The sequence below is a fragment of the Tateyamaria rhodophyticola genome, assembly GCF_047777875.1.
Taxonomy (GTDB): domain Bacteria; phylum Pseudomonadota; class Alphaproteobacteria; order Rhodobacterales; family Rhodobacteraceae; genus Tateyamaria.
The window spans coordinates 1,880,011-1,901,224 of record NZ_CP180519.1 but is presented as its reverse complement, the minus strand read 5'-3'; the positions used below and the strand labels follow the sequence as shown (position 1 = coordinate 1,901,224).

At 62.9% G+C, this 21,214-nt stretch carries 21 protein-coding genes; 13 read left to right on the top strand and 8 right to left on the bottom strand.

Annotated features, from left to right (window positions below):
• Positions 1-108: 108 nt before the first annotated feature.
• Complete coding sequence (locus ACERHN_RS10975; protein ID WP_415922674.1) at positions 109-1,125, bottom strand: TRAP transporter substrate-binding protein; 1,017 nt, start codon at positions 1,123-1,125, stop codon at positions 109-111.
• Positions 1,126-1,318: 193 nt separating this feature from the next.
• Here ACERHN_RS10975 and ACERHN_RS10970 point away from each other — a divergent pair, with 193 nt between their 5' ends.
• Entirely contained in the window at positions 1,319-1,978 is a 660-nt protein-coding gene (locus ACERHN_RS10970) for a GntR family transcriptional regulator (RefSeq protein WP_415922673.1), read from the top strand.
• 3 nt (positions 1,979-1,981) lie between these two features.
• Here the strand turns inward: ACERHN_RS10970 and denD are convergent, their stop codons facing one another.
• Together denD and ACERHN_RS10960 are read right to left on the bottom strand one after the other, a co-directional pair.
• Positions 1,982-2,947: a D-erythronate dehydrogenase gene (gene denD / locus ACERHN_RS10965; RefSeq protein WP_415922672.1), complete on the bottom strand. Its 966-nt coding sequence runs from the start codon at positions 2,945-2,947 to the stop codon at positions 1,982-1,984.
• Entirely contained in the window at positions 2,944-3,822 is an 879-nt protein-coding gene (locus tag ACERHN_RS10960) for an NAD(P)-dependent oxidoreductase (protein ID WP_415922671.1), read from the bottom strand. Before ACERHN_RS10960 ends, denD begins: the two co-directional genes overlap by 4 nt.
• 116 nt (positions 3,823-3,938) lie before the next feature.
• Between ACERHN_RS10960 and ACERHN_RS10955 the strand changes: the two genes are divergently transcribed.
• The 6 genes from ACERHN_RS10955 to ACERHN_RS10930 all read left to right on the top strand — a co-directional run bounded on the left by ACERHN_RS10955 (position 3,939) and on the right by ACERHN_RS10930 (position 10,671).
• Positions 3,939-4,685 carry an SDR family oxidoreductase gene (locus ACERHN_RS10955; protein WP_415922670.1) on the top strand — a complete coding sequence of 249 codons (747 nt, stop codon included), beginning with the start codon at positions 3,939-3,941 and terminating at the stop codon, positions 4,683-4,685.
• Positions 4,682-6,484 carry an IlvD/Edd family dehydratase gene (locus ACERHN_RS10950; RefSeq protein WP_415922669.1) on the top strand — a complete coding sequence of 601 codons (1,803 nt, stop codon included), beginning with the start codon at positions 4,682-4,684 and terminating at the stop codon, positions 6,482-6,484. Before ACERHN_RS10955 ends, ACERHN_RS10950 begins: the two co-directional genes overlap by 4 nt.
• Positions 6,485-6,493: 9 nt before the next feature.
• Positions 6,494-7,336, top strand: a complete 843-nt coding sequence (locus ACERHN_RS10945) for a fumarylacetoacetate hydrolase family protein (RefSeq protein WP_415922668.1) — start codon at positions 6,494-6,496, stop codon at positions 7,334-7,336.
• On the top strand, positions 7,329-8,264 hold the full coding sequence (locus ACERHN_RS10940; RefSeq protein ID WP_415922667.1) for a 2-hydroxyacid dehydrogenase: 936 nt from the start codon (positions 7,329-7,331) through the stop codon (positions 8,262-8,264). Before ACERHN_RS10945 ends, ACERHN_RS10940 begins: the two co-directional genes overlap by 8 nt.
• 153 nt (positions 8,265-8,417) lie before the next feature.
• Positions 8,418-9,293 (top strand): MBL fold metallo-hydrolase, encoded by an 876-nt coding sequence (locus ACERHN_RS10935; protein WP_415922666.1) that lies wholly within the window; start codon positions 8,418-8,420, stop codon positions 9,291-9,293.
• Positions 9,294-9,399: 106 nt separating this feature from the next.
• The gene (locus ACERHN_RS10930; RefSeq protein WP_415922665.1) at positions 9,400-10,671 is read left to right on the top strand and encodes an acetylornithine deacetylase/succinyl-diaminopimelate desuccinylase family protein; all 1,272 of its coding nucleotides are present in this window, start codon (positions 9,400-9,402) and stop codon (positions 10,669-10,671) included.
• 43 nt (positions 10,672-10,714) lie between these two features.
• On the opposite strand, the gene ACERHN_RS10925 is transcribed toward ACERHN_RS10930, so the two are convergent.
• From ACERHN_RS10925 to ACERHN_RS10910, 4 genes are all read right to left on the bottom strand, one after another.
• A complete protein-coding gene (locus ACERHN_RS10925; RefSeq protein WP_415922664.1) occupies positions 10,715-11,560 on the bottom strand; it encodes a hypothetical protein in 846 nt (281 codons plus the stop codon).
• A 187-nt stretch (positions 11,561-11,747) separates the two neighbouring features.
• Positions 11,748-12,602 carry a pantoate--beta-alanine ligase gene (gene panC, locus ACERHN_RS10920; protein ID WP_415922663.1) on the bottom strand — a complete coding sequence of 285 codons (855 nt, stop codon included), beginning with the start codon at positions 12,600-12,602 and terminating at the stop codon, positions 11,748-11,750.
• On the bottom strand, positions 12,599-13,432 hold the full coding sequence (gene panB / locus ACERHN_RS10915) for a 3-methyl-2-oxobutanoate hydroxymethyltransferase (protein ID WP_415922662.1): 834 nt from the start codon (positions 13,430-13,432) through the stop codon (positions 12,599-12,601). Before panB ends, panC begins: the two co-directional genes overlap by 4 nt.
• 86 nt (positions 13,433-13,518) lie before the next feature.
• Complete coding sequence (locus ACERHN_RS10910) at positions 13,519-14,622, bottom strand: acetoin utilization protein AcuC (RefSeq protein WP_415922661.1); 1,104 nt, start codon at positions 14,620-14,622, stop codon at positions 13,519-13,521.
• A 119-nt stretch (positions 14,623-14,741) separates the two neighbouring features.
• Between ACERHN_RS10910 and ACERHN_RS10905 the strand changes: the two genes are divergently transcribed.
• The 6 genes from ACERHN_RS10905 to ACERHN_RS10880 are packed head-to-tail and all read left to right on the top strand — an operon-like array spanning position 14,742 to position 19,246.
• Positions 14,742-15,464, top strand: a complete 723-nt coding sequence (locus ACERHN_RS10905) for an SDR family NAD(P)-dependent oxidoreductase (protein WP_415922660.1) — start codon at positions 14,742-14,744, stop codon at positions 15,462-15,464.
• Positions 15,464-16,321, top strand: coding sequence for an alpha/beta fold hydrolase (locus ACERHN_RS10900; RefSeq protein ID WP_415922659.1), 858 nt, complete (start codon positions 15,464-15,466; stop codon positions 16,319-16,321). Before ACERHN_RS10905 ends, ACERHN_RS10900 begins: the two co-directional genes overlap by 1 nt.
• Positions 16,311-17,051: an SDR family oxidoreductase gene (locus ACERHN_RS10895; RefSeq protein ID WP_415922658.1), complete on the top strand. Its 741-nt coding sequence runs from the start codon at positions 16,311-16,313 to the stop codon at positions 17,049-17,051. Before ACERHN_RS10900 ends, ACERHN_RS10895 begins: the two co-directional genes overlap by 11 nt.
• Positions 17,048-17,398 carry a cupin domain-containing protein gene (locus ACERHN_RS10890; RefSeq protein ID WP_415922657.1) on the top strand — a complete coding sequence of 117 codons (351 nt, stop codon included), beginning with the start codon at positions 17,048-17,050 and terminating at the stop codon, positions 17,396-17,398. The genes ACERHN_RS10895 and ACERHN_RS10890 overlap by 4 nt, the downstream gene beginning before the upstream one ends.
• Before the next feature lie 47 nt (positions 17,399-17,445).
• The gene (locus tag ACERHN_RS10885) at positions 17,446-18,450 is read left to right on the top strand and encodes a P1 family peptidase (protein ID WP_415922656.1); all 1,005 of its coding nucleotides are present in this window, start codon (positions 17,446-17,448) and stop codon (positions 18,448-18,450) included.
• Positions 18,437-19,246, top strand: coding sequence for an alpha/beta fold hydrolase (locus ACERHN_RS10880; RefSeq protein WP_415922655.1), 810 nt, complete (start codon positions 18,437-18,439; stop codon positions 19,244-19,246). Before ACERHN_RS10885 ends, ACERHN_RS10880 begins: the two co-directional genes overlap by 14 nt.
• A 3-nt stretch (positions 19,247-19,249) precedes the next feature.
• Here ACERHN_RS10880 and dxs read toward each other — a convergent pair whose 3' ends face one another.
• Positions 19,250-21,175 (bottom strand): 1-deoxy-D-xylulose-5-phosphate synthase, encoded by a 1,926-nt coding sequence (gene dxs, locus ACERHN_RS10875; protein WP_415922654.1) that lies wholly within the window; start codon positions 21,173-21,175, stop codon positions 19,250-19,252.
• Positions 21,176-21,214 lie beyond the last annotated feature (39 nt).

The following is a 21,214-nucleotide window of genomic DNA, read 5'->3' as shown; positions in this document are numbered from 1 at the left end:
CGCAACGTCCCCCTGCGGTTGTCTGAAAAAGGCGCGCAGCTGATGCGTTTGGATCAGCCGCGTGCCGTGCCAGAGCCCCGCGCGCTGCGGGGCTCCGGTCCGTTTGGCTTATTGGGACACGAGGCCCAGCTGCTTGAGGTAGCTCAGGTGTGCATCCACCAGCGCTTTGGCCTCAGGCGTGTCGGCAAACTCGGGCCATGTGGCCTGTGCCGCATCGCGGAACTTCTGCAGCTCTTCAGGTGCCCACTGCGACAGGGTCACGCCATCGGCGCGCAGCTGTGCGGCCGCCTCGGCGTTCTTCTTCTCGAACGTCAGAGCGGTGCGGAGCGCCAGCGCTTCCATGGCCACTTTCATGATGCGCTGATGCGATTCAGGCATCGCGTCGAACACGGCCTTGTTGCATGCCAGGTGGTCCGACGGCATCGAGTGGAAGCCAGGGAAGTTGGCGTACTTCACGATGTCATAGAGACCCAGGCCCACGTTGTTGGCGAGACCGGAGGCGTCCGCCCCGTCAATGATGCCGGTTTCCAGCGCGGTGAAGATCTCGGTGAAGTCCATCACGATGGGCGAGGCGCCCAGCTTTTCAAAGATCTTGGTTTCCATGCCGGGGGGCGAGCGGAATTTCCAGTCCTTGAAGTCGGCAACTTTCTCGATCGGCTTGGACGACGCGAACGACTCCTGGCCGTAGACCCACCAGCCGATCAGCTCCATGCCGTATTTGTTGTAAAGCGGTGCCGCGGCTTCCTTGCCACCACCGAAATACAGCCAGCTCAGCTGCTGATAGGGCGTCTCGTATCCGCCCATGATGTCGCCCACGAACTGGAAAGCCGAGTTTTTGCCGGTCTGGTAGCCACCGCCGGTCATGTCACAGTCGAGGATGCCGGTTGCAGCAGCATCAAATGTCTCAACAGACTTCACGACCGAAGAGCTGTAGAACATTTCGACTTCGATTTCGCCGCCCGACATCATTTGGATGTCTTCGATGTACTGCGCCGCCAGCTGACCCGAGACGGTCTCGGGGGCATAGTGCGTCTGAATGCGAAGTTTCGTGGTCTCCGCCGAAGCGGTCATCGCGGTTGTGGCGGCAAGCGCCGCGGCCGCAGCCACTTTGAACATGGTTTTCATCAGGTCCTCCCTAGGATGTTAGCACCGTGGGCCTCGTGGTGTGCCCTTCTTAAGATCGGTGCAAAAACCGTAGGCGCAAAGGAAACGATAGCGCAAGAATAATTTTGGATTTCTCGCATTCTCAAGAATTTCTTGAAATCTCGAAATTTCTGATGCAGCGTTCGAGAACACCCGGCTTCAGTCAGGCCCGCATATGGACGTATTCGAAGACATCAGAACCCGCGCGATTTCCGGCGCCTTTGCCCCCGGCGAAAAGCTGCGGGCCGAAGTTCTGCGCAACGATTACGGCTGTTCGGCCAGCACTGTGCGTGAGGCGTTGTTGCGGCTGGCGTCGCTGGGGCTCGTCGAATTTCAGGAGCAACGCGGGTTTCGGATGCCGGAGTATTCCGCGGACAGACAACATGACATCACACAGATGCGAATCATGCTGGAATGCGAGGGCGCGTGCCGGTCGATGCGCCATGGCGGCGTGGCGTGGGAATCGCGCCTGAACGCCGCGCATCACAAGCTCAGCCATATCGAAAGCCGGATCGCCGCGATGGGGGCGACGGACGAATTGGCCAAGCTGTGGATGGAGGCGGAGCTGGAATTTCACCAAACGCTGCTGTCCGCCTGCGGTTCGGACATGCTGATTGAACTGCACCTGCAAGTCTATAACCGGTATCGCCAGATCAAGGCCGAATACGACCGCACATTCCAGCACGTCGCCCAGAACATCGTCGAGCATCAGGCCATCGTGGACGCTGCCCTCAGCGGCAGCGAGGACACCATGCGGCAGCGTATCTTCGAGCACTTTGAACGGCATCTGATCGCGGGACGGCCCGCGACATTGCCACGGGCCGCATTGGTCTGACGCTCAGGCGGCAGGCAGGTCGTCGGTCATGTAAATCGACACAATCTCGTCAAAGCTGTCTTCGGCCACAAAGCCAAGCGCCTTGGCCCGGTCAGGCGCGAAATTGCGCGGCCAGCCGGCAACGATGCGGGCGATGTCCGGGTCCGGTTTGGGATCAATCAGCGCCACCGCATCATTGCCCGCCGCCGCCCGCAGCGCTTCGATCTGTTCTGCAACGGTGCAGCTGAGACCCGGCAGGTTCAGCGCGCGACGCCCCTCAAGTCGCGCGGTGTCCAGCGTTGCCGCATGCACAAGGAAACCGGCCGCCGCACGCGGTGACGCGTGCCAGTGGCGGACCGTATCGGCCACCGGCAGCACAGCGCGCTGACCATTGAGTGGCTCGCGGATGATGCCCGAGAAAAAGCTCGACGCGGCAAGGTTCGGTTTGCCCGGTCGCACGCAGATCGTGGGCAGGCGCAGGGACAGGCCGTCAATGAACCCCTTGCGCGAGAAATCCTGCACCAAAAGCTCACACGCGGCCTTTTGCGCGCCATAGCTGGTTTGCGGCGATTGCAGGAAATCATCGTCGATCTTGTCAGGATACGGCCCGCCAAACACAGCAATCGAAGACGTAAAGACCACGCGCGGCACATAGGAACCGCCGGTCGCACGATGCTGCGCCCGCAACGCTTCGAGGAAATTCCACATGGGCCAGAGGTTCGTTTGCCAGCCCTTGTCGAAAACCTGTTCCGCCTCGCCCGACACGATGGAGGCGAGGAAGTAGATGGTGTCAAAGCGCTCTGCCGCCAGTGCTGCACCCTCTGCCGGATTGGCAAGGTTTCCGATCCGTCGGTCCGCACCGGCCCCGCCGGGTGGAAACGCAATGTCATGCAGGGTCAGGTGCAGATCATCCGCGCCTGTCGCTTCCAGTCGTGCGGCGAGCTTCTGGCCGATCATGCCGCCACCGCCGAGGATGAGAACGCGGGTCACGACGTCGTCTCATTGCGCTGGCAGAGTTCCAGATAGAGGCCCGAATGATCCTTGTCCGCGCCGTCCATGTTGTCCACGAAATGCGCGAACCGGTCTCGCACGTCTTCGACCATCGGCAGGGTCAGACCCGCGGCGCGCGCCTCGACCAGCACATTGTCGAGGTCCTTGAGCTGGAATTTGGAAAGACCGCCGGGTTCGAAATTGCCGGTGGTCATGCGCTCGCCATGTTGTTGCAGGATCGTGCTGTCGGCAAAGCCGCCCTTGAGCGCGGCCCGCAGCGCGGCGGGGTCAGCGCCGCCCCGCTCGGCCAGCAACATCGCTTCGGCCACAGCGCCGATGGTGACCGCGACAATCGCCTGATTGCACAGCTTGGACAGCTGACCCGACCCGCTTGGTCCCACATGCACGGGCCGCCCCATTGCCTCAAACACCGGTTGCGCCCGTGCCAGATCGGTCATGGATCCGCCCACCATGATGGCAAGGCTTGCCGCCTCTGCCCCCTTGGTGCCGCCGGACACCGGCGCATCCAGATGCGCCACGCCAACATCCGCCAGCGCCGCGGCCTGCGCGCGCGCCTCCTCGGGCTTGGTCGAGGACATGTCGATCCAAAGCGCGCCATCCGTCAGCGCGCCCTCGACCTCATCCACCACCGCCAGAACTGTTGGCCCATCGCTGAGCATCGAAATCACAATATCGGCCCCGCGCACCGCATCCGCCAACGTCTCGGCGACCTGCACACCGTGCGCCTCAAGCGGTCGCGCCTTGTCCGCCGTCCGGTTCCAGACCGTCAGCGGCACGCCTGCCGCCGCCAGATTGCGCGCCATGGGCAGACCCATCAGCCCGGTCCCGAGTAGCGTCACCTGTTCAAATGCCATGCGTGATCCTCCCCTAGGGTCAGGACCACTCTGGTCATCACCCATCGCTTGTCATACGCTAACAGCAAACCGCAGCCTGTCGGTCTGCGCAACACCATATCGCATGGGAGGAAGTCATGGGCCGTCTGGACGGAAAGCGCGCGCTTGTCACAGCAGCGGGACAGGGGATTGGCCGGGCATCGGCCCTCGCCATGGCCGCCGAAGGGGCACAGGTTTTTGCCACGGACGTGAACGAGGCGGCGCTCGAAGAGCTGACAGAGGCCGGGATCGAGACCTATGTGCTGGATGCGCTGGACCCAGTCAGCATCCGCAAAGGCGTCTGGCACGCGCAGCCCGACGTGCTGTTCAACTGCGCGGGTTTTGTCCATCACGGCACCATCATGGATGCGGATGAGGACGAATGGGACTTCGCATTTGACCTCAACGTGCGGTCGATGTTCCGGTCGGTGCAGGCGGTGCTGCCGGGCATGCTGGAGCGCGGGTCCGGGTCGATCATCAACATGTCGTCGGCCTTGGGCTCCATCATCGGCGCGCCGAACCGTTTCATCTATGGCACGACGAAGGCCGCCGTGGTCGGCCTCACAAAATCCGTGGCCACGGACTACATCAAACAGGGCATCCGCTGTAACTGCATCTGCCCCGGCACGGTCGAAAGCCCAAGCTGGCACGACCGCGTCAAGGCGCTTGGCGAAGAGTTGGGCAGCTATGACGCCGCGATGAAGCAATTCGTCGCCCGCCAGCCCATGGGCCGCGTTGCCAAGGCCGAAGAAATCGCATCGCTTGTCGTTTATCTCGCCAGTGACGAAAGCGCGTTCACCACAGGACACACACATATCATCGACGGAGGCTGGTCAGGCCAATGAGCACCAAGAAAATCGGTATCGAGGATCTGCGATCCCGCAAATGGTTCATGAACCCGGACAACCCGGAAATGACCGCGCTTTATCTTGAGCGCTACCTGAACTACGGCCTGACCCGCGAAGAGCTGCAATCCGGCAAGCCGATCATCGGGATTGCCCAGACCGGCAGCGATCTGTCGCCCTGCAACCGCCACCATATCGAGTTGTCGAAACGCGTCCGCGACGGGATTATCGCAGCCGGTGGCACATGTATCGAAGTGCCCGTGCACCCCATTCAGGAAACCGGCAAGCGGCCCACTGCGATGCTGGACCGCAACCTGGCTTACCTCAGCCTTGTGGAAACGCTGTTCGGCTATCCGCTGGACGGTGTTGTGCTGAACATCGGCTGTGACAAGACCACGCCCGCGTTGCTGATGGCCGCCGCCACAGTGAACATTCCCGCCGTGGCCCTGTCGGTTGGCCCCATGCTCAACGGCTGGTTCCGGGGACAGCGTACCGGTTCCGGCTCCATCGTCTGGCAAGCGCGCGAGATGATGGCGCGCGGTGAGATTGACGGCGAAGGGTTCATGGAACTCGTCGCCTCATCTGCGCCTTCCGTCGGCTACTGCAACACCATGGGCACGGCCACCACGATGAATTCGCTCGCCGAAGCGCTTGGCATGCAGCTGCCGGGATCGGCAGCGATCCCCGCGCCCTACCGCGAGCGCAGCCAGATCAGCTATGAGACCGGGCGGCGGATCGTGGACATGGTGTGGGAGGACCTGCGCCCGTCCGACATCATGACGCGCGAGGCGTTTGAAAACACGATTGTCATCAACTCCGCCATCGGCGGGTCGACCAACGCGCCAATCCACCTCAACGGGATCGCGCGCCACCTTGGCGTGCCGCTGGACAATGACGACTGGCAGAACGTCGGCCACGACGTACCGCTGCTGGTGAACTTGCAGCCCGCGGGCGAATACCTGGGCGAAGATTACCAGCACGCGGGCGGTGTCCCTGCCGTGATCGGTGAGCTGATTGCCGCAGACCTACTGCCCCACCCCGACGCCATCACGGCCAATGGGAAAACCATGCGTGAAAACTGCGGCGGCGTGCGCAGCGAAAACACCGAAGTGATCAAGCCCGTCTCTGCACCATTGAAAGAGCGCGCGGGGTTCATCAACCTCAAGGGCAACCTCTTTGACAGCGCGATAATGAAAACCTCCGTGATCTCCGAAGAGTTCCGCGACCGCTACCTGTCGAACCCGGACGATCCCGAGGCGTTCGAAGGCCGCGCCGTGGTGTTTGACGGGCCCGAGGATTTCCACCACCGCATTGACGACGAGGCCGAAGGGATCGACGAACACTGCATCCTGTTCATGCGCGGCGCAGGCCCCAAAGGATACCCCGGTGGGGCCGAGGTCGTGAACATGCGCGCGCCGTCCTACCTGCTTAAAAAGGGCATCAAGGCACTGCCGTGCGTGGGCGACGGGCGGCAATCCGGTACGTCCGGATCGCCTTCGATCCTGAACGCATCGCCCGAGGCCGCGGATGGCGGCGGTCTGGCCCTGCTTCAGACGGGCGATCGGGTCCGCATTGATCTGGCCAATTGTACGGCGGACATGTTGGTGGACGACGCCGTGCTCAAGGCGCGGGCCGAGGCCATCATGGCGGCGGGCGGCTTCCCCGTGCCGGAAAGCCAAAGCCCGTGGCAGGAAATCTTCCGCGCCTATGTCGGCCGCTTTGACGAAGGCATGACCCTGCGCGGATCGACCGATTACAAAGACATCTCGCGCACGCATATGCCGCGTGACAACCACTAGAGGAGAACGATGAAACTCGTACGTTACGGAGCGCCGGGCGCTGAAAAACCGGGAATGATGGATGGCGATACGCTGCGCGACCTGAGCGGTCACGCGGACGACATCACGGGCGCGGTTCTGGACGATGCGAGCATCGCGCGGCTGCGTGCGATTGACCCGGCAAGCCTGCCTGCTGTGGATGGCAACCCACGGATCGGACCATGCGTCGGCAACATCGGCAAGTTCCTGTGCATCGGCCTCAACTATTCCGATCACGCCGCCGAACAGGGTCTGCCGATCCCGGCGCACCCGATACTGTTCTTCAAAGCGAACTCGGCCATTGTCGGGCCCAATGATGATGTGGTGATGCCACGCGGGTCCAAACGTTCCGACTGGGAGGTCGAACTGGGCGTCGTGATCGGAAAGGAAACGAAATACGTCTCCGAAGCGGACGCGCTGGACAGTGTGGCGGGCTATTGCATCGTCAATGATGTGTCAGAGCGCGAGTTTCAGCAGAACCTGACCGGCCAGTGGACCAAAGGCAAATCCTGCGACACATTTGGACCTACGGGCCCGTACCTTGTCACGCGGGACGAGGTGCCGGATCCACAAGCGCTCGATATGTCGCTGAGCGTGAATGGCGACCGGATGCAGACCGGCAACACGTCGACCATGATCTTTTCAGTGGCGCAGATCATCTCGCACCTGAGCCAGCTGTTCACGCTGCACCCCGGTGACGTGATTTCGACCGGCACGCCCCCCGGCGTGGGCGACGGCATGAAGCCGCAGCGCTATCTGGCTGTGGGTGATGTGATGGAATTGTCCATCGACGGTCTCGGAACCCAGCGCCAGGAGGTGAAGCAGGATGCCTGATCTGTTGCAAATCGGTGGGATCACCGATGACATGCGGACCCGTCTGGAAGAACGGTTTACGATCCACAAGGTGGGCGATGATTACCCGGCGGACGCGATCACCCATATCGTGACCAACGGCCATGACGGCGTGCCCGGCCCCGTGCTCGAGGCGTGTAAGAATGCAAAGGTCGCGGCAAGCTATGGCGTCGGCTATGACGCGATTGACACCGACGCCTGCGTGGCGCGTGGCGTGCTTGTCACGCACACACCCGATGTGCTGAACGAAGAAGTCGCAACCACCGCGATCATGCTCATGCTCACCAGCTACCGCAATTTCCTCAGCGATGAGGCACACGCGCGGTCAGGGGCCTGGGAACGGGACGGCAATGCGCCGCTGTCGCGCTCTGCCGATGGACGGCGCGTGGGGATCCTCGGGCTTGGCCGGATCGGGTTGGCCATTGCCGACAAGTTGAAAGCGTTTGGCACAGACATCCACTATCACACCCGCAGCGCCAAGGACGTGCCTTACACATACCACGCCAACCTTGTGGATATGGCTGCGGCGGTGGATGTGATCATCTGCATCACGCCGGGCGGTCCAGCCACGCATCACCTTGTGAACGCCGATGTGCTCAATGCGCTTGGCGCGGAGGGCACTTTGATCAACGTGTCCCGCGGGTCGGTTGTGGACGAGGCGGCGCTGGTCTCCGCGTTGCAGGACGGGCGACTGGGATACGCGGCCCTCGATGTCTTCGAGGAAGAGCCGAAGATCCCCGACGCGCTCAAATCCATGTCCAACGTCGTGTTGTTGCCCCATGTGGGCAGCGCCACACATGAGACACGCGCCGCGATGGGTAACCTTGTCGTCGACAACCTGCTCAGCCACCTCGACACGGGCCGCGTTGTCACACCGGTACCGGAATGTGCGCATCTCAACCCGGCGTGAGCCCACAATCGGCTCAGGTTTCGCACGCACCGCACGCTTGATGCGCCGGTGCGTGCAGTGCCGCAGGACCCCGCGCCTTGTCATGGCCCACTTGCCTCAAACCGGGCGGGCTGGCACTCTGACGGCAAGACCCCGACCACGCGGAGGCCCGTCATGACACCTGATCTGTCACAAACACCGCTCGTCACACCTTTCTTTGACGACCGGTCAAACACGATTTCCTACATCGTGCAGGAGCCAAACGGACCAGCCTGCGCCGTGATCGACGCCGTTATGGACATCGACTACGCCGCGGGAGCGCTGAACTTCGACGGTGCGGATGCGATGATCGCGCACATCCGCAAACACAACCTGTGCCTCGAATGGATCATCGAAACCCACGTGCACGCCGACCACCTGAGCGGCGCGCCCTACGTTCAGCAGGCCCTGGGCGGCAAAATCGGCATTGGCGCGAAGATCACCGAGGTGCAGGACACGTTCGGAAAAGTCTTCAACGAAGGCACAGAATTCCAGCGCGACGGCAGCCAGTTTGACGCGCTGTTTCAGGACAATGACACCTATTCTGTCGGGGGCATGACCTGCTTTGCCATGCACACACCGGGCCACACGCCCGCCTGCATGGTGCACGTGATGGGCGATGCGGCCTTTGTCGGCGACACGCTCTTCATGCCGGATGGCGGCTCTGCGCGCTGTGATTTCCCTGGCGGTGACGCGGGCGAACTCTACGACAGCATCCAGCTAGTGTTGGCCCTGCCCGACACAACGCGCCTGTTCATCTGCCACGACTACGGGCCCGGCGGGCGCGCCATCGCATGGGAAACCACCGTCGCGGAACAGCGCGCAGAAAACATCCACGTGGGCGCAGGCAAGACGCGCGACGACTTCATCAAATTCCGCACCACCCGCGATGCGGAACTGGCGATGCCGAAACTGATCATCCCCGCCCTGCAGGTGAACATGCGCGCCGGCGAAGTGCCCCGCGACGACCAAGGCGACATGGCGCTCAAGGTCCCGCTGGGCAAACTCTGAAAACCACGCCTGCACCCCGTCTCTGTTCCAAAAAATCCTCCCCGAAGGGCCGTGTTCCACCTGCCCATCCCTTGCCAATCGAAGCGCACCGGCCAAAACTGGCGCCATGACCCTGAACACCCGCATCGATGGCCAGCGCGATGACCTCATCGCCCTGACGCAAAGCCTCATCCGCATCCCGACGCTGAACCCGCCGGGGGCGCATTATCGCGACATCTGCGACCTGATCGCCGAGCGCCTGCGCAAGGCACGGTTTGACGTGCAACTGATCCGCGCCACCGGCACGCCGGGAGACAGCGACACCTACCCCCGCTGGAACGTTGTTGCCCGGTTCGAAGGGTCGCAACCCGGCGACTGCGTTCACTTCAACGGGCACCATGATGTGGTCGAGGTTGGTCAGGGCTGGACCCGCGATCCGTTTGGCGCGGACATGGATGGCGACCGCATCTATGGGCGTGGTGCCTGTGATATGAAGGGTGGGCTTGCCTCGGCCATCATCGCAGCAGAAGCCTTCGTTGCAGAACACCCCCGGTTCACCGGTGCGATAGAGATCAGCGCCACGGCGGACGAGGAATCGGGCGGCTATGGCGGTGTCGCCTATCTTGCCGAACAGGGATTTTTCGACCCCGCCCGCGTTCAGCACGTGATCATCCCCGAACCGCTCAACAAGGATCGGATCTGCCTCGGGCATCGCGGGGGCTGGTGGGCGGAAATTGAGACGAAGGGCGAGATTGCCCACGGTTCCATGCCCTTTCTCGGCGATTGCGCCGTGCGCCATATGGGGGCCGTTCTCGACAGGTTCGAAACCGACCTCTACCCGGCCATGGCACGCCGCCACACGGACATGCCCGTGGTACCTGACGGGGCGCGACAGTCGACGATGAACATCAACTCCATCCACGGCGGCCAGCCGGAACAGGTCGACGACTATGACGGGTTGCCCGCCCACTGTGTCCCGGACAGTTGCCGCATCGTGATTGATCGGCGGTTCCTCGTGGAGGAAAACCTCGAACAGGTGCGGGCCGAAGTGGTGGACCTGCTCGACGGGCTCAAGGAATCGCGGGACCGGTTCGAGTATGATTTGCGAGACTTGAACGTGGTGCTGCCCTCAATGACCGACAAATCCGCGCCCGTCGTGGAAACGGTCCATGCGGCCATCGAAAGCGTCCTGGGGGTGGAGCCGACCTATGTCGCCTCCCCCGGCTCCTATGATCAAAAGCATATCGACCGCATCGGCAAGCTGCGCAACTGCATTGCCTATGGGCCGGGTGAGCTGGAACTGGCACATAAACCCGACGAATGGGTCGGCATCACCGATATGCTCGACAGCGCCAAGGTGATGGGTGCCGCGCTCGAAACCCTGTTGTTGCCGCGCTGATCTGCGCCAGACCGTCGCGAAGATCTCCTCCGCGGCCTCTCGGTTAGCCAATCAGCAACCGGACCAGCCAAACAAAGGTGAGAACGACAGCCGCAATAAGCCCCAAAAACAGGCCGATCGACCGCATTGGTTTGGTCTTGATTGGAAGAACAAACAACAAGGGATGGTGAACGTTCATTCGCCCCAAAAGCTGTTGCCCCAGCGCGAGCAGCCAGATCCAGAGCGATGTCACGAAAGTCGAATAAAATAGCGGCATCAATTCGGGCATTGCGCCCAGTGGTGCGTCGCCGCCAGAACTGAAAAAAAGGAATGGTAACATAAATGCGACGATCATTTCCTCTATTCCGCCGGCAGTCGGAAGGAAGGCAAGAACCATGACCAGACCGGACACAAAGAAGAATATGAAGGCAGTGCATATCAAATCGGCAATCAACCAGAGAAACTGGACCAATGTCGAATTCACGCCCGTCAGCCGGTTGAGCACCCATCGCGTTTGCCAGAGCGAAACGTAGTCCGGCAATACGTTGAAAAAGAGCGCTGCAAAGAGAAGTCCAATAATAACGCTGCTCACGCTCTCGCGGTCCGGCGCGAAAGAGGCCCAGAGTCCGTACAAGACCGTGACGGACACAAACGATACCAACATGCAGTGCAAAAAAGAGCGTACGCTGAGGTGGTTTTCCCCAAAAACCTGATTAAACGCGCCGATGTACTGTTCACCGAACGATTGCGGTGTCAGTCGAACTTCCAATCTCTGTAACGCCTTTGACAGGGCTTCCCGCGCTTCGTCTGAAATCGCGTCATCACCTTTCCAGAACATCGCGACAATCGATCCGATCACGGCAACGCTGCTGGCGGATGCGCCCAAAAGCCGAAGAACCTCAAAGTCCAAATCTGTGCTCGTCTTTCTAAAAACAGATCTTACTCTATGGTCAGATGATATACGACAGGCAAAGGAACAAACCCACCCTTTCGTCGCATACCTTTAACATCGATCGCGCTGTGGCCTTTGGCTGCGCTTGGTACACGTTATTTATCTTTGCCACATTCATGGCGGGTCAGGCCCCAAACGCATTGGTTCAGGTCGTCACAGGCACATCAATATTGTCGATCAACCGCACGCCTGCCATATACGCCGCGGCAAACAGCCTTGCGGGTTCGGTCGCCCGGTCGATGAGGGTCAGCGTTTCATTCGTGCGCATCTCGAGATAGTCGATATCGCCAAAACCCGCCGCCGCCAGCCGCGCCTTGGCTTCCGGTAACAGGTCGTCAATTGCGGCGCCCTTGGTCAAAGCCTCCGCCATGTCTTCCATCACTGCGTTCAGGGCCGACGCCCGGCTGCGCGCCTGATCCGACAACAGCAGATTGCGCGATGACATGGCCAGCCCGTCCATCTCCCGGATCGTCGGGCAGCCCACAACCTCGACCCCAAGGTCGAGATCCCGCGCCATGCGCCGAACCACCTGCAACTGCTGAAAATCCTTCTCGCCAAAAAACGCCAGATCCGCTGACGTCTGGGTAAAGAGCTTGGTCACAACGGTGGCCACACCGTCGAAATGCCCGGCCCGATGCGCGCCGCACAGCACATTGGTCAGCCCGTCGACACTGACCGTCGTTGCAAACCCATCCGGGTACATTTGCGCCCCGTCGGGAACATAGATTGCATCCACCACAAACCGTTCCAGCTTGCGCGCGTCCTCATGTTCGGTGCGCGGATAGTTTTCGAGGTCCTCGGGATTGTTGAACTGCTTGGGGTTCACAAAGATCGTCACGATCACGCGGTCCGACATGTCCTTGGCCCGCGCCACGAGGCTCAGGTGGCCGTCATGCAGCGCGCCCATGGTCGGCACCACGCCGATGGTCTCGCCCGCACGGGTCCAGCCGCGCGTCATCTCGCGCAGGTCGGCGCGGGTGCGAATGATCGGCGCTGTCATGGTTTGCTCTTGGGGGCCGTATCGCCGAACATGTGTTCCGCCGCCGGAAAGCTGCGGGCGCGGACCTCTTCTGCGTAGGCGGCAATGGCGGCTTCGCCATCCGTGCCCAGGGACGCGTATCGTTTGACGAACTTGGGCTTGAACGCCGTGAACAGGCCCAGCATGTCGTCCACCACGAGGATTTGCCCGTCACATCCCGCCGATGCACCGATGCCGATGGTCGGGATCGGAATCCCTGCCGTGATCTCATCCGCGAGGGTCGCGGGCACCTTTTCCAGAACGACCGAGAATGCGCCCGCCTCCGCCATGGCCTGCGCATCCGCCATCAGCGCCGCCGCCGCGTTGCCGCGGCCCTGCACCTTGTAACCGCCGAGCGTGTTGATCGATTGCGGCGTCAGCCCGATATGCGCCATCACCGGAACACCACGCGCAACCAGGAACGCGATAGTGTCGGCCATGTGCTGTCCACCTTCGAGCTTGACGGCAGCCGCGCCCGTTTCGGCCATGATCCGGGCCGCGTTACGGAACGCCTGTTCGGGGCCTTCTTCGTAGCTGCCAAATGGCATGTCCACGACCATCATCGCCGATGTGAGCCCGCGCGCCACGGCCCGCCCATGCATCACCATCATATCCATCGTGACGCCCAGCGTGGACGGCAATCCGTGCAGCACCATGCCGACACTGTCCCCCACAAGGACAAAGTCGCAATGCGCGTCCATCATCTGTGCCATCGGAGTGGTGTATGCGGTGAGGCTGACGATCGGCGCGCCACCCTTCATGTCCCGGATGTCGTCGGGCAGGGGCGCGGATTTGCGGGCGGTGGCGCTCATGGGCCTGACCTTTCGCTGGCTGAATTCTGCGCAGGCGTTTAGCAGGCGCGGGCGTCATGCGCCACCGGTGCGTGCGTAACGTGCCGTCAGACGCCCAGTTGCGAGAGCCGCACGCGAATGTCGTCCCGGATCGGGCCGTTGCGTGGCGCGTCGGCCAGTGTCGTGAACCAGTGTTCAGGCGGGTTGCGCCCGCGCCGGTTCCCGTCAAAGCGCAACGCGCGCAGAACCGCCTCCGCTGCGGCGTCGAGCCTGTCGGGCACCTCAAACCCGTTGAGCGCCCCCCACACCCCGGTCCAGAGCCGCCCGACAGACCATGGATTGTACCCGCCGCCACCGAGAACAAGCGTGCGCGGCGCACGCCCCATCAGGCCCCTCACGATATGCACATGCGCCTGATTGGACAGGGACAGATGCGCCTGCGGGTCCTCTTCGACGCCATCCGCGCCGCATTGCAGGACCAGCGCATCGGGGGCAAAGCGCTGGACCTGTGGCAGGATCAGCGCTTCGGCAATCAGCGCCATTTCATCGTCATTCAGCCCGCGGGGCACAGGCAGGTTCAGGGTCGAGCCGTCGCCGCTCACACCAAGTGCACCGGTGCGCGGCCATATCCCCTCTTCGTGCACCGAGATCATCAGGACGTCCGGGTCATCGCCAAAGGCATGTTCGACGCCATCCGGGTGATGCGCATCAATGTCCACATAGGCCACCCGTCGGGCTCCGTTGCGCTGCAACGACAGGATCGCAAGTACCGGGTCATTGAGGTAGCAAAACCCGCCCGCCCGGTCCGGCATCCCGTGATGCGTCCCGCCTGCGGGGTGATAGACAATACCGCCTTGCGCCAACAGTTCACCCGCCAGCAGCGACCCACCGGCCGCCGTGGCCGGGCGCCGGTACATTTCGGGGAATACCGGATTGGACGGCGTGCCGATGGCATGTCGGGCGCGGACCTCATCGGACACCGCTTGCGCGGCCTCAGCTGCATGAAGCGCATGCACATACTCCGCCGTGTGCCAGATCGTCAGCGTGTCGGGCTTGACCCGCGGACTGGGGACATAGACCTGCGGTGGCAACCATCCCATGGCGCGTGACAGGTCAATCACCGTCGACACGCGCGGCACACGCAGCGGATGCCACGCCCCATAGGACGAGCCGCGGTATATGTCCGATCCGATGAAAAGCGGGCGTTGCATGAGCGCCAACATAGGCGAACCCGCGCCCGGTACGAGGGCCGACACGGTCGCAGAACGGAAAACCGTTGCGACCCGCCGCAGGCCAGCGCAGATTGATGCAGCACATCGCGGGGGGACACATGTTTGAAAATCGGTTCAAGGGACGGCACTGCGTCGTCACGGGCGGCGCATCTGGCCTTGGCGAAGGCATCGCCACCCGCCTCGCCGCCGAAGGGGCCACGGTCGAAGTCTGGGACATCAACGGCGAAGCCCTGGCCCATGTGCAACAGGACCGCATCACCACCCGCCAGATCGACGTGACCGACCCCGACGCCGTGTCCTGGGCCATGACAGAAACGCAGCCCGATGTGCTGGTCTGTTCCGCCGGGATCACCGGGCCAAATGCGACCACATGGGAGTATAGCGTCGAGGACTGGCTGTCGGTGCATATGCTGAACCTGCACGCCGTGTTCTACTGCTGCCGTGCTGCCGCGCCGATCATGACGGACAAGGGCTGGGGCCGGATCGTCACCATCGCCTCCATCGCAGGCAAGGACGGCAATCCGAACGCTCCCGCTTATTCCGCGTCCAAGGCGGGCGTGATCGGGCTGATCAAATCCCTGGGCAAGGAGCTGGCGACCTCGGGTGTGACCGCCAACGCGATTGCACCCGCAGCCGTGCGCACTGCGATTTTCGACCAGATGACGCAGGAGCATATCGACTTCATGCAGTCAAAGATCCCCATGGGCCGCTTTGGTACGGTCGAAGAGATCACCGCAATGGCCTGCTGGCTGGCCTCGGACGAGGCGAGTTTCACCACCGGGTTCTGCTTTGACCAATCGGGCGGGCGGGCCACCTACTGATGCGGATCGAGGTGAACGGGGTCCGGCTGTTTGTCGATGTGGAGGGCCCCACGCTGGTGCCCGACGGCCCGTTCATGCGCCAGCGCCACACGGTGGTTGCCCTGCATGGCGGACCCGGTGCGGATCATTCGATCCTGCGGCCGCTGATGGCGCAGATCAGCGACCTGGCTCAGGTGATCTATGTGGATCACCGCGGCAATGGGCGGTCCGATGACGGCGATCCTGCCGACTGGACGCTGGCGCAATGGGGCGATGACGTGCGTACGCTCTGCGACATCCTCGGAGTGCAACACCCCATCGTCTTTGGCGCGTCCTTTGGCGGCGTGGTGGCCCAAGCCTATGCCACGCAGCATCCGGACCATGTGGGCGGCCTCATCCTGCTGGCCACGACAGCGCGCACGGATTTCGACACGATCTACGCTGCGTTTGAGCGCGTCGGCGGAGAGGTGGCCGGGCGCATCGCGCGCACCTACTGGTCGGATCCAACGCCAGAACGGCGGCAGGACTATTTCGATGTCTGCCTGCCGCTCTACTCACGCACCGTACCCGATCCGCACGTCATGCAACGCATGATCCTCAAGAACCCGGTCGCCATGCACTACAACGGGCCAGCCAACGAACAGGGGCGGTTCGATTTCCACGACGCGCTGGCACAGGTCCGGTGCCCGGCCCTCGTGCTGTCGGGTGACAAGGACCCGATCATGCCGCCCCCCTTTGGCGAACGCCTCGCCGACGCGCTGCCCCACGCGGACTACCACCTGATCGACGGGGCGGCCCATCTGCTCGACACCGATAAACCCGCGACGGTCACACACCTGATCCGCGAATTCATCAAGGAGGTGCCCTATGCAACTTGACGGCAAAACCGCCATCGTCACCGGGGCCGCGTCCGGCTTTGGCGCAGGGATCGCCCGCGCCTTCGCCGCCCAAGGCGCGCGGGTGCTGGTCGCAGACCTCAACGCCGACGGCGCGCAACAGGTCGCACAAGACATCGGCGGCACCGCGTGCATCGTCGACGTGGCAGACGGGCCTTCGGTTCAAGCGATGGTCGATACCGCCATGACCGCCTTCGGCCACCTCGACATCCTCGTCAACAACGCGGGCATCACGCATATGCCGCAAGCCCTGGAATACGTGAGCGAGGATGACTTTGACCGCGTGCTCGCCGTCAACGCCAAGTCCGTCTACCTCACCGCGCGCAGCCTCGTGCCGCATTTCAAGGCACGCAAGGCGGGCGCGATCCTCAACATCGCCTCGACCGCCGGCGTGTCGCCCCGGCCACAGCTCAACTGGTACAACGCGTCCAAGGGCTGGATGATCACCGCGACAAAGGCAATGGCCGTCGAACTCGCGCCCCACGGTATCCGCGTGAACGCGCTGAACCCGGTCGCGGGTGAGACGCCCCTGCTCAAGAGCTTCATGGGCGAAGACAGCCCCGAAATGCGCGAAAAATTCCTCGCCACGATCCCATTGGGTCGCTTTTCGACACCCCAGGACATGGGCGCCGCCGCCACATTCCTGTGCTCGGATGCGGCCTCGATGATCACGGGCGTTGCACTCGAAATCGACGGAGGACGCTGCATATGAAACCGGTCAACCTTGCCGACAAACTGGGCCAGTTCAGCTCACATTGGGACCCACATGTGATTGCCGACTACAACGGCAACGACGTCATGGTGGTCAAGTTCCAGGGGGAGTTCCCATTTCATCTGCACGAGGACACGGACGATTTCTTTCTCGTGCTCGAAGGCGAAATGGTCATGGACCTTGAGGATCAGAGCCACCCGGTCGGAACGGGTGAATTGTTCATCGTGCCCAAAGGGGTCACGCACCGTCCCCGCGCCGCACAGGAATGCAAGGTGCTGCTCATTGAACCCAAGGGCGTGCCCAACACCGGCGATCCTGAAACCGCAGCGCCGAAACCGCGTATCTGATCCCCTTCATCTCGCAAGATAAACTCCCGCCGGAGGCATAGAATCTCATGACCCCAGGCCCGCAAAACGCAATCACGGACATCACGGGGATCAAGGTCGGCCACGCACAGGACGCCACACTGAAATCCGGCGTGACTGTCATGACGGCGGATGCGCCCTTTACCGCGTCTGTTCACGTGATGGGCGGCGCGCCGGGGACGCGGGAAACCGATCTGCTGGCCCCGGACAAATCCGTGGCTCAGGTGGATGCCCTCGTGCTGTCGGGCGGGTCTGCCTATGGGCTGGACGCCTGCAGCGGCGCCGTGGCCGGGTTGCGCGCCGTGGGGCGCGGATACAAGGTCGGGCCAGCCATCGTGCCGATTGTGCCCGGTGCCATCCTGTTCGACCTGCTTGCGGGCGGCCATCACGACTGGACCACGAACCCCTATCCGGCCCTGGGCCGTGCGGCATTTGACGCGGCAACAAACCACACGGATATCGGTTCCGTCGGCGCAGGCACCGGTGCGACAACCGCCGCGATGAAGGGCGGTCTTGGCACCGCCTCCCTGATCCTCGACAGCGGGATTTCCGTTGCGGCGTTGGTCGCGGCCAATCCGATGGGCAGCGTGACAACGCCAGGCGACCGGCACTTCTGGGCCGCGCCGTTCGAAATCGACGGCGAATTCGGTGGCGTCGGTCCCGATCCCGCCACCGGCCTGGGGCGCAGCCCGGACCGGCGCAAGGTCACCGCGATGATGGAACACGCCAATACCACGATCGCCATCGTGGCCACCGACGCCACCCTCGACAAGGCGGAGTGCCAGCGGATGGCCATCGCGGCCCATGACGGGATCGCGCGCGCCTGCGTACCCGCACACAGCCCCAGTGACGGCGATCTTGTCTTTGGCGCAGCCACGGGCGCCGTATCTTTGCCTGATCCATCAGACCTGGGCGTCATCGGCCATGCCGCCGCGCTCTGCCTGGCGCGCGCAATTGCACGCGGGGTTCATGCGGCGACCCCGGCCCCGAACGATATCCTGCCCACCTGGAGCCAGCTGAATGCCGACGCTTGAGCGTGACGACGTCACTTTGCACTTCACTGTGGAGGGGAGCGGTCCGCCGCTCCTGATGCTGGCCGGGTTCATGTCGGATCACAGCAGTTGGGACCCGCTGGTGGCTCGGTTGGCGCCGCATTTCACGTGCATCCGGCCCGACAATCGGGCCACCGGGCGCACGGCGCCATGGGATGCGCCGGTTTCCATAGATCTGATGTGCAAGGACGCGCTGGCGCTGATGGATCATTTGGGCCACGAACTCTATCACGTGATCGGCCATTCGATGGGCGGCATCATTGCCTTGCACATGGCGCAGATGGTGCCGATGCGCATGGCCTCTACCCATATCGCCGCATCCGCCCCTGTGCGGCTGGCCCGCAACACCGCGCTCTTTGCCAATCTCATTTCGATCCGGCGCAGTGCCGCACCGCCTGATACGTGGCTGCGCGCGCTCTTTCCGTGGCTCTTCAACCCGAGCGTCTATGATGATCCGGCCGCCGTCGATCAGGCCATTGCCGACAGCCTCGCCTACCCACATGCGCAGACCGCGGACGCGATGGCGCATCAGTTGACGGCCTTGCGCGGGTTTGATGGTGCGGCACTGGCCCGGCCCAAATGTCCCACCCAGGTTCTGATCGGGGCGCTGGACCTGATCGTGCCGCCGGATCACATCCTGGCTGTCCTGAACCACCTGCCGCACCACATTGTCGAAGGGGCGGGACATTCGATCCACTGGGACGCGCCGGATGTCGTGGCGGAACTGACCCTGCAATTCGCGCAACAAAATCCGATCCGCGGCGTCCTGAGCAGCTAGGCGCTATTCCCCGGCGATGAGGTCAACGACGTTCGTCTTGTCGCCAGCCGAGCCCATCGCGTGGCGCACTGTCGACACGATCCCATCGGCATCAAGCCCGGCAGAGGCATACATGTCCTCCGGTCCCGCCTGATCGATGAACCGATCCGGCAGGCACAAGGTCCGCACCTTCAGGCCCTGATCCAGCATCCCTTCTGCGGCCATGGCCTGCAGCACCATCGCACCAAAGCCCCCCATGGCACCCTGCTCAACGGTCACCAGCACCGTATGGCGTGATGCCAGGTCGCGGATCATGTCCATGTCCAGCGGCTTGGCAAAGCGGGCATCGGCGATGGTCACGGACAGACCTTCGGCCTCCAGGGTGGCAGCGGCGCGTTCGCAATCATCCAGCATCGTGCCAAGGGACAAGAGCGCAACGTCGTGGCCCTCTTGCACAATGCGCCCCTTGCCGATCTCAAGCACTTCTCCGCGCTCTGGCATCTCGACCCCGCGCCCATTGCCCCGCGGATAGCGGAAGGCGATGGGGCCGCTGTCATGCGCGGCGGCGGTCGTCGTCATGTGCACCAATTCGGCCTCATCGGAGGCCGCCATCACGACCATGTTCGGCAGAGCCGCAAGGTATCCGATGTCAAAGGCCCCCGCATGGGTCGCGCCATCCGCGCCCACAAGACCGGCCCGATCCAGCGCAAAGCGCACCGGCAGGTTCTGCAGCGCCACATCATGCACCACCTGATCGTACCCGCGTTGCAGGAACGTCGAATAGATGGCGCAAAACGGCTTGAGACCGCTCGCCGCCATGCCAGCGGCAAAGGTCACCGCATGTTGTTCGGCAATGCCGACGTCGAAAACGCGGGACGGGAACCGGTCCTGCATCTTGTTGACACCCGTACCGGACGGCATCGCCGCCGTGATTGCGACCAATGCAGGGTCTTCGGCAGCGAGGTCCGTCAGGGTCGCCCCGAACACCGACGTGTAGGAGGGCGCGTTGCTCTTGCCCTTGGACTGCTCGCCCGTCTCCACGTCGAACTTGGACACCCCGTGATACTTGTCGGCGGACCCTTCAGCGGGGGCGTATCCCTTGCCCTTTACCGTGCAGGCGTGGATCAGGACCGGGCCATCGGCGCGGGTGCGCGCGGCGCGCAGAACGTTCAGCACCTCGGCCATGTCATGGCCGTCGATGGGACCGATATAGTCGAACCCCAGTTCTTCAAAGAACGTGCCTTTGCTGGCGACCCCGGTCACCATCTCGCGCGCACGGCGGGCACCGTCACGCATCGGCTTGGGCAGCGCCTGTTCCATCCCTTCGGCAATCGCGTGCAGCGGGGCGAGCGGAGAATTGCGGCTGAGGTTCGACAGATAGGTGCTCATGGCGCCGGTGGGCGGCGCGATGCTCATCTCGTTGTCGTTGAGGATCACGAACAGGCGGCGGCCTTCGTGACCGGCGTTGTTCAGTGCCTCATATGCCATGCCGGCGCTGATCGACCCATCGCCGATCACCGCAACCGCGTCGCCCGTGGGCATCCCCATGTCACGGCCCACCGTGAACCCAAGTGCGGCAGAGATCGACGTGGAGGAGTGCGCCGCACCAAAGGGATCATATTCGCTCTCGCTGCGCTTGGTGAAGCCGCTCAGCCCGTCCTTCTGGCGCAACGTGCCCATGCGGCTGCGCCGCCCGGTCAGGATCTTGTGCGGATAGCATTGGTGCCCCACGTCCCAGATAACCTTGTCTCGCGGCGTGTCGAACACCGCGTGGATGCCGACGGTCAATTCCACCACACCCAATGACGACCCAAGGTGCCCGCCCGTCTTTGACACGGCGGAAATCACATCCTGGCGCAATTCGTCGGCCAGAGTGGTCAGTTCTGCATCGCTGAGCGTCTTGAGGTCTTGCGGGCCCGCGACACGGTCCAGTGTTGGGGTATTTGTCATCTGCGCACGTCCTTTCATCTCACCGCCCTGCCGCCTTGC

What these genes read in the sequence shown, in the direction of transcription:
- ACERHN_RS10975 (WP_415922674.1), bottom strand. Translation starts at nt 1,125, where the DNA reads ATGAAAACCATGTTCAAAGTGGCTGCGGCCGCGGCGCTTGCCGCCACA.
- ACERHN_RS10970 (WP_415922673.1), top strand. Translation starts at nt 1,319, where the DNA reads ATGGACGTATTCGAAGACATCAGAACCCGCGCGATTTCCGGCGCCTTT.
- ACERHN_RS10960 (WP_415922671.1), bottom strand. Translation starts at nt 3,822, where the DNA reads ATGGCATTTGAACAGGTGACGCTACTCGGGACCGGGCTGATGGGTCTG.
- ACERHN_RS10955 (WP_415922670.1), top strand. Translation starts at nt 3,939, where the DNA reads ATGGGCCGTCTGGACGGAAAGCGCGCGCTTGTCACAGCAGCGGGACAG.
- ACERHN_RS10950 (WP_415922669.1), top strand. Translation starts at nt 4,682, where the DNA reads ATGAGCACCAAGAAAATCGGTATCGAGGATCTGCGATCCCGCAAATGG.
- ACERHN_RS10945 (WP_415922668.1), top strand. Translation starts at nt 6,494, where the DNA reads ATGAAACTCGTACGTTACGGAGCGCCGGGCGCTGAAAAACCGGGAATG.
- ACERHN_RS10940 (WP_415922667.1), top strand. Translation starts at nt 7,329, where the DNA reads ATGCCTGATCTGTTGCAAATCGGTGGGATCACCGATGACATGCGGACC.
- ACERHN_RS10935 (WP_415922666.1), top strand. Translation starts at nt 8,418, where the DNA reads ATGACACCTGATCTGTCACAAACACCGCTCGTCACACCTTTCTTTGAC.
- ACERHN_RS10930 (WP_415922665.1), top strand. Translation starts at nt 9,400, where the DNA reads ATGACCCTGAACACCCGCATCGATGGCCAGCGCGATGACCTCATCGCC.
- panC (WP_415922663.1), bottom strand. Translation starts at nt 12,602, where the DNA reads ATGACAGCGCCGATCATTCGCACCCGCGCCGACCTGCGCGAGATGACG.
- panB (WP_415922662.1), bottom strand. Translation starts at nt 13,432, where the DNA reads ATGAGCGCCACCGCCCGCAAATCCGCGCCCCTGCCCGACGACATCCGG.
- ACERHN_RS10910 (WP_415922661.1), bottom strand. Translation starts at nt 14,622, where the DNA reads ATGCAACGCCCGCTTTTCATCGGATCGGACATATACCGCGGCTCGTCC.
- ACERHN_RS10905 (WP_415922660.1), top strand. Translation starts at nt 14,742, where the DNA reads ATGTTTGAAAATCGGTTCAAGGGACGGCACTGCGTCGTCACGGGCGGC.
- ACERHN_RS10900 (WP_415922659.1), top strand. Translation starts at nt 15,464, where the DNA reads ATGCGGATCGAGGTGAACGGGGTCCGGCTGTTTGTCGATGTGGAGGGC.
- ACERHN_RS10895 (WP_415922658.1), top strand. Translation starts at nt 16,311, where the DNA reads ATGCAACTTGACGGCAAAACCGCCATCGTCACCGGGGCCGCGTCCGGC.
- ACERHN_RS10890 (WP_415922657.1), top strand. Translation starts at nt 17,048, where the DNA reads ATGAAACCGGTCAACCTTGCCGACAAACTGGGCCAGTTCAGCTCACAT.
- ACERHN_RS10885 (WP_415922656.1), top strand. Translation starts at nt 17,446, where the DNA reads ATGACCCCAGGCCCGCAAAACGCAATCACGGACATCACGGGGATCAAG.
- ACERHN_RS10880 (WP_415922655.1), top strand. Translation starts at nt 18,437, where the DNA reads ATGCCGACGCTTGAGCGTGACGACGTCACTTTGCACTTCACTGTGGAG.
- dxs (WP_415922654.1), bottom strand. Translation starts at nt 21,175, where the DNA reads ATGACAAATACCCCAACACTGGACCGTGTCGCGGGCCCGCAAGACCTC.